We start from the raw sequence: 5,765 nt of genomic DNA on the forward strand, positions 1-5,765 counted from the left end.
ACTACTCTCAGGCTCCGAGTGCAACCGGTAGCGCGGCAATCGACTCGATCTTCAATATCACGCAGATTACAAACGAAGACGGACAAGCTGATTACCCCTGGTTCTGGAGCAGTACCACCCATGCCCGTTCCGACGGCACCGGCAGTAGCGCGGTATATATCTGTTTTGGTCGCGCTTTGGGTTATGCGATGGGCGACTGGCTGGATGTTCATGGCGCTGGTGCACAGCGGAGCGACCGGAAGTATGCAGATTTCAGCGCGTACTCCTATATTTCCGACGGTTACTATTTCGCTATGAGCCCGCAGGGCGATGCTGTCCGGATCTATAATTACGTCCGCTTGGTACGCGTGGCAGAGTGATACACCCTGTAACTTCAGACGGAGACGAATTAGGAATAAAAAACTGGCATTGATAAAATGTATTAAAGAAGGCTGAGCTGGAGAGTAAATATCCTGGGTCTTAAAGGGATTTCAGTAGCGTACCTCTCTTTTTTGATAATAATCAGCTGTTTGGATTCTTCCACAACACCCTGACTGCGTAGTCCAAATACGCACACCTTGTGATAACAGGACAAAAAGTGCTTGTTTTTAGATCAATATTTAGTATATTAGTAAACAATTATTGCCTATCTGTGTTTACTGATAAAACGTCCTTACTGGATATTATGAATTATAATGATTAAACTGGGAATAGCTATACTGATAATTTCAGCTCTTTGTATTTCGCATTCAGCGGAGTATTTTGAGGCTGAATGCGAGCATGGTTGCGGGTGTGAATCCTCACATACCTGCGTTTGCGAGCCGTGTTCTTCATTTTTTGTATTTCTCAATGCTGACATGCATTCTTTTGACGGCTATACCGCGTTTATAACGTTTTCTGAATCGTTTTACCCAGTTTTTAGCGATCAGGAATGTATAAACAGGATAGATCATCCTCCTCGTTTCTGCTGATTTTTTCTTACTTATGAAGACGTCATTTTTTTAACGTTTTCACCTGTTTGTAAATAGTCTTCACCATTATCAAGTATTGACAGGAGACTGGTATTATGAAAATATCATCAAAGCCATTTACGCTCTTGTTGTATATCATTTTACTTTCGCTGTTAGCATTTTCCGGCTGTACCTCACAGTCTGAAACAGGACCGGAGCAGGCAGCTATTGAAGTTGATGCTCATGCCGGTCACAATCATGGACCTGGCGAGCATCATGCAGGAGAACCGGTTGATGCTCATGCCGGTCATGATCATTTTACTGGCGAACAATCAGATACGAACAGCTCCGCCGTCGCTGACTGGTGTGCTCTGCATCTTGTACCGGAATCGGAATGCACGCTCTGTAATCCAAAGCTTATTCCCAAATTCAAGCAAACTGGAGACTGGTGTACCGGCCATGATCTGCCTGAATCGCACTGCCGGTTGTGCAACCCGGGAATCGAATTTCCCCAGGAAAAACAGTTTATTAAATTGTCGGATAGCCCGAACGGAGATCAAATAGAGGTTTCCCTGTTCAGGTCAAATACCAACATCTGCGCCACTAACGGCGCATTAATCCAGTTTGCATCAAAAAGCACCGTGAAGAAGGCAGGACTGACAACCCAGGTAGTCCGCGCGGAGACGCTGGAGTCCGTCATTGAAGCTCCGGCCGAGGTTGTGTTCGATGAAACCCGCATGAATGTGGTATCCTCAACTGTAAGGGCTGTGGCTGAGAAGTGGTTGATTTCTCCCGGAGATTATGTCAATCCGGGTGATGAGCTTGTGGTTTTGCAGTCACCTGAGATTGCCAGCCTGGAAGCGAATCTGCTAAAAGCAAAAGCCGCTTATGATGTTCAAGCCTCGGAACTGAAACGTCATAAAAAGCTGAAAATGAAAAACCTGATAAGCACCAGTGAGTATGAAACTCAGGCGGCCCTTACCGATCAAGCCCTGGCAGAATTGGCCAGCATCAAAGGACTGCTGAAATCTGCCGGACTGCATGAGACCGATATAAAACGAGTTATCGACACCCAAGAGATCTCCAACAGGTTTATACTGAGAGCCAGGTCCGAAGGCGTTGTTGTCAAGCGTTCCGCGCAGATAGGCGATCTGCTTCAGGCCGGTCAGTCCTATGCCATGATTTCCGATCCACGGGCGATGTGGGTCGAAGCTCAGCTCACGGAAAGCCAGCTTAAACGCGTAAACCTGGATCAGAGAGTCGTTTTCACTTCCGATGGCTACGGCATGAATCGTGTCGGGGCTAAAATCATCTGGATATCAAGATATTTAGATCCGCACACCCGTACAGGTGTTGTGCGGGCGGAAATCGTCGATCCTCAGGCGGGACTCAGCGCCGGTGAGTTTGGCGTGGTGACTATTGCCGACCTTCAAGATGTCGAGGCTGTGCTCGTACACCGTGATGCGGTGCAATGGGAGGGTTGTTGCAATGTCGTCTTTGTCAGGGAAAGCGATATTAGATATCGGCCGCGAAAAGTCAATCTTCTTGGAAGCCTGGGAGAATTCTACCAGGTACAGGGAGATCTGCAGGCAGGCGACAGAATTATAGTAAATGGCGCTTTTCTGTTAAAGACAGAACTTAAAAAATCAAGTATCGGAGCGGGATGTTGCGGTCTTGAACCGGTCGGTTGAGGCATGGGATGCTGAGTGCTGTAATAGAATTCTCGCTGAACAACCGTTACCTGGTTCTGTCGATCGCCTTGATCCTGGTTTTTTTCGGGATTGTAGCGCTTTGGCAGTTGCCGTTCGATGCTTTTCCGGATACCACGCCAACGATGGTGCAGGTCAATGTCTCCGCACCGGGCTGGTCGACCGAGGATCTTGAACTTTTGGTAACATTTCCGATCGAGCAGTCTCTGACCGGCCTGGCCAGTTTGAAAGAACTGCGTTCTGTCACCAAGTACGGGATCTGCCAGGTCAATGCCATCTTTGAAGATGATATCGATGTCTATCTGGCTCGTCAGCAGGTCAGCGAAAAGCTGATATCGGTCCCGTTGCCGGAAGGGATTGAAGCCCCGGTGCTCAGCCCTGTCTCTACCGGATTGGGTGAAATCTTCCATTACCTGGTACTCAGTGAATCAGATGATATCACCCATGCGCGAACCATCCAGGACTGGATTATCAAACCGCAGTTGATGTCAGTTCCGGGAGTGGCGGAGGTTAACAGCTGGGGCGGTTTTTTACGGCAGTATCAGATTCTTTTTTCACCCCTGCTTCTATCCCGGTACAATCTGACCATCGAAGAAGTCGCCGGAACTCTTGAAGATGAGCTTGGGAATGTGCCCGGCGGTCAAATCAATCGAGGCGGTGAGATGACGATTTTGCGTGGAATCGGGATTGTTGAGTCCGTAGAGGAAATAGAAAACCTTGTAGTCGACGTTAGAGAGGATGTCCCTATTTACGTTAAGGATATCGGCCAGGTGGTAATAAGCCATGAAAACCGTCGCGGAGCCACTACCTACAACGGCCAGGGAGAGGTCGTCCTCGGCCTTGGATTTATGATCACCGGGGAAAATCCGGCGCGGGTCACAAGGGATCTGTCAGACTGGCTCGAAAGCGCAAAGAAAAACCTTCCGGAAAATTCCACTGCGTTTTCTGTCTATGAACGCACTGATATGGTCAGTGAGGTACTGTCGACGGTCGAACATAATCTTGTCTATGGGGCCCTATTGGTAATCGTGGTATTGTTTGTGTTTCTGGGCAATATCAGGGCCGGCTTAATCGTCGCCTCGGCAATTCCACTCTCCATGATGTTCGCCTTTAATATGATGACCAAAGCGGGTATTGTCGGTAGCCTAATGAGCCTGGGGGCAATTGATTTCGGGCTGGCTGTCGATAATGCTGTAATCCAGGTGGAAAACACCGTTCGTCGTTTATCCCAGTCTGATAAATCGATAAATCGCCTGCAAATTATTAAAGATGCTATTTTGGAAGTACGCAAACCGACATTGTTCGGCGAACTGATTATCATCATAGTCTATCTTCCAATACTGACTCTCCAGGGCATCGAGGGCAAGCTTTTTCGCCCTATGGCTCTGACGGTAGTATTCGTGTTGACCGGGTCGCTGATACTGTCTTTTACGGTTTTACCCGCCTTAATAAGCGTATTTCTAAAAAGAAAAACTCAGCACAAGGAGCCGGTTTTCGTCAACTGGATACGCGGAATATATCGACCCCTGTTGAACAGCGCCATTAAGTACAGCCGGATTGTTATTATATCTGCAGTGCTGATCATAATCGGCGGTGTCATCCTGTTCAATAATCTGGGTTCGGAGTTTGTACCCCGCCTCAGCGAGGGCACGATAGTAATAAATTTTGTGAGGCTGGCAGGAATATCGCTGGATCAGTCAATTGAGTATAATACATTGATTGAGAAAAACCTGCTGAATAAATTCCCTGATGAAATAGATTTTATCTGGACGCGGACCGGCACAGCTGAACTCTCCACCGATCCCATGGGATTGGAATTATCCGATATGTTTATCTCTCTCAAACCGCGAAACACCTGGACCAAAGCCAAAACTCAGCAGGAACTTGTTAGTTCTATTGATACCGAACTGGCCGATTTGCCGGGACAAAACCGCATTTTCACCCAGCCGATTGAAATGCGTGTCAATGAAATGGTGGCGGGGATTCGAAGTGATATCGGCATAAAACTTTTTGGCGATGATCTGGTTGTGCTGGAAGATAAGGCTGAAGAGATTATGGCCTTGGTGGTACAGATCGATGGAAGTTCGGATGTCACTATCGAACAATTGACCGGTCAACCGCAAATGCGGATAGCAGTCGACAGGCAAAAACTGGCACGCTTTGGGCTTACGGCCAGGGAAGTTTTGTCCGCCATTGAAAGCATGGGCGGAATTGTTGTCGGGGATGTTTTCGAGGGGCAGAAGCGGTTCGATCTGGCTCTGCGTATCGATACCACCCGTATAAATTCGGTTGAAGATGTCAATAAAGTATTGATCAGATCGAGTTCCGGAAGCATGATTGGATTGGACCGGGTTACTGATCTGTCACTTGCGGAAGGTCCTGCCACGATTACCCGGGAATGGAGCAAGCGCCGAATCGTGGTTCAATGCAATGTCAGGGACAGGGATATTGGATCATTCGTTTCTGAATTACGTGACAAACTGGCAAACAATCTCACCTTGCCGAAGGATTATTTTATCCGCCTGGGCGGACAATTTGAGCACCTGGAAAGGGCCAGGATGCGACTGGTGATTGTCGTTCCATTGTCTCTGATTCTAATTTTTGGATTGCTGTACTGGACCTATAAGTCAGCCCGAGATGCGATCCTGATTTTTGCCGGTGTGCCAATCGCCGCAGTGGGCGGTGCGGTAAGCCTGGCATTGCGGGATATGCCTTTTTCGATTTCAGCCGGCGTGGGTTTTATCGCTCTATCAGGTATTGCCGTATTGAATGGTCTGGTCCTGGTGTCATCAATCAAGCGTTTCAGGTTTCAGGGAATGGAGATAACCGTCGCCATTAAGGAAAGCGCAGTTACCCGTCTCAGGCCGGTTATGATGACAGCCCTGGTGGCGGCGTTCGGCTTCATTCCAATGGCTGTTTCTACCGGGGTGGGAGCAGAGGTCCAGAGACCGTTAGCAACTGTCGTTGTCGGTGGAATTTTGACTTCCTCGGTTTTGACGCTGGTGGTTTTACCGTCACTTTACAATGTTTTTGGCAAGCGCACAAAGTCCGAGATCTGATAAGCGAATGGAAAAACAGGATCTGTTTTCATAATAAGATCCAATAATCTGGTGCATAAAAAAGCTGG

Annotated in this window: 2 protein-coding genes; both read left to right on the plus strand. The window is 48.1% G+C overall.

The window, feature by feature from the left end; all coding sequences use genetic code 11:
- The first annotated feature begins 1,045 nt into the window (after positions 1 to 1,045).
- Complete coding sequence (locus tag GF404_07525) at positions 1,046 to 2,620, plus strand: efflux RND transporter periplasmic adaptor subunit (GenBank protein ID MBD3382030.1); 1,575 nt, start codon at positions 1,046 to 1,048, stop codon at positions 2,618 to 2,620.
- An 8-nt stretch (positions 2,621 to 2,628) separates the two neighbouring features.
- Positions 2,629 to 5,697, plus strand: coding sequence for a CusA/CzcA family heavy metal efflux RND transporter (locus GF404_07530; protein MBD3382031.1), 3,069 nt, complete (start codon positions 2,629 to 2,631; stop codon positions 5,695 to 5,697).
- Positions 5,698 to 5,765 lie beyond the last annotated feature (68 nt).

The organism is Candidatus Zixiibacteriota bacterium (assembly GCA_014728145.1).
Classification (GTDB): domain Bacteria; phylum Zixibacteria; class MSB-5A5; order JAABVY01; family JAABVY01; genus WJMC01.